Source organism: Nonomuraea sp. NPDC050451 (assembly GCF_044458585.1).
In genome coordinates this window covers 1-1,465 of record NZ_JBITHZ010000115.1, presented here as the reverse complement: position 1 = coordinate 1,465, position 1,465 = coordinate 1, and the positions used below count along the sequence as shown (strand labels likewise).

The window sequence follows — 1,465 nt, the reverse complement described above, 5'->3', positions numbered from 1 at the left end:
CCTTCGAATACGAAGCCCTCTACCGCGCAGAGATCAACTCAGTTACTCTCGCCCCAGCCAGATAACCCGGTCTCCAACAGACCCGGCGCGGTTCAGCAGCCCGACTTGGCCGGGTCCTGGTGGTCATACGCATTGGCCTGCGCGTGCGCGGGAGCGCCCGTCAGTAAGACCGCCGTCATGGCGGCCATGGCCATGGCCACAACTCGAAGCTGCACGGGAGTCGACTCCTTGCCTCAAACGATAGAGAGAATGAACCCGGAGGACGGGACATCACCATCAGAATAATAGAGCACTCGCTCTAGAATTGCGTCACCTCGCCCTCATAGCCGTTCGGCGAACGAAGCCTGTCCCGAAGCCGGGACACACGGAGCACGTCGTCGCCCGGCCTGGCCACGTTGCCGATCGGGGCGCTGACCGCCGGTGCCGTCACAGTTCACGGAATTCCTGGTCGGCGTGGCGCAGGACCGCCTGCGATGGCCGGCCGCACTACGGGTCTGCGGCGAGGCGAGCTGGCCGGACTGCGCTGGACGAGCGTCGACCTGTACGCCGCGAAGCTGACGGTGGCGCCGCAGCGGGTGTGTGCCGACGGGCCGCCAGGTCGTCGTGGGGCCACCGAAGAGTGCCGCGAGCTGCCAGGGGCGGCGGCTTTGGACACGAAGACTGTGGGTGCCGATTCGGCGTCGGGAGCGCTAGGAGCAGTTGCGTGCGACGGCGAAGCACACTGGCGGGGCTCGGAGTACGTGTTCACCGCCACGGAGGGTGAGCCACTGCGGCTGAGCTATCTCACCGACCGGTTCCTCCGGCTGGTGGCGGCCCCCCGGGCTGCCTCGCCACGCCTGCATGATCTGCGGCACGGTGCTGGCAGCGCGCACGGACGTGAAGGTGGCGGTGCAGGCGATGCTGGGATACGCCATCATCGTGCTCACCGCCGACACTTACGTCTCGGTGGCTCACGAAGCCGCCAAGGAGACGAGCCGGCTGGTGCTGAGCACCACGTCCGCGCTCGGGCGGGAGCTCAGCGCGTGGCTGAGTTTTGCCCATATATGCCCCATGCCGCCGCAGCACGCGAACGCAACGTGGGTTTTCCGCAGATAGCGAAGCGCGCTCTACGGGATCCGAACCTGCGACCGTCGGATTGGAAGCTTGGTCCGAAGACGCACTGGCCTGAGGTTGATCGCTCGGTTCCTCGCCCTCTTGATGACCCGCTAATGGTCCAGCGACAGGAAGCCCGACTCGTCGTCCCATGGGGTTGGGTGCATGAGTGCCAGAGCATGGCAGGCGAGGATTCTCAAGCGCTGCCAGGTGGGATGACTCCGCAATCCCTCGAAACTCCAGGGCTCCGAGCCTTCCTCTGTCAGTTCGTTGACGAGCCAGGGCCAAAGCGTTCTCGTCTGATGGGACACGCACAGGCTCGATGAAGCCGGGCGGTTGAGGGCACCCCGGCCGGCAGATGGCAAACGCGACC

Annotated in this window: 2 protein-coding genes; one reads left to right on the top strand and one right to left on the bottom strand. The window is 65.9% G+C overall.

Annotated elements, in window-relative coordinates:
• Positions 1–92 precede the first annotated feature (92 nt).
• A complete protein-coding gene (locus ACIBI9_RS67885; RefSeq protein ID WP_397239693.1) occupies positions 93–215 on the bottom strand; it encodes a hypothetical protein in 123 nt (40 codons plus the stop codon).
• A 625-nt stretch (positions 216–840) separates the two neighbouring features.
• Here ACIBI9_RS67885 and ACIBI9_RS67880 point away from each other — a divergent pair.
• On the top strand, positions 841–1,095 hold the full coding sequence (locus tag ACIBI9_RS67880) for a hypothetical protein (protein WP_397239691.1): 255 nt from the start codon (positions 841–843) through the stop codon (positions 1,093–1,095).
• The last annotated feature ends 370 nt before the right edge of the window (positions 1,096–1,465 follow it).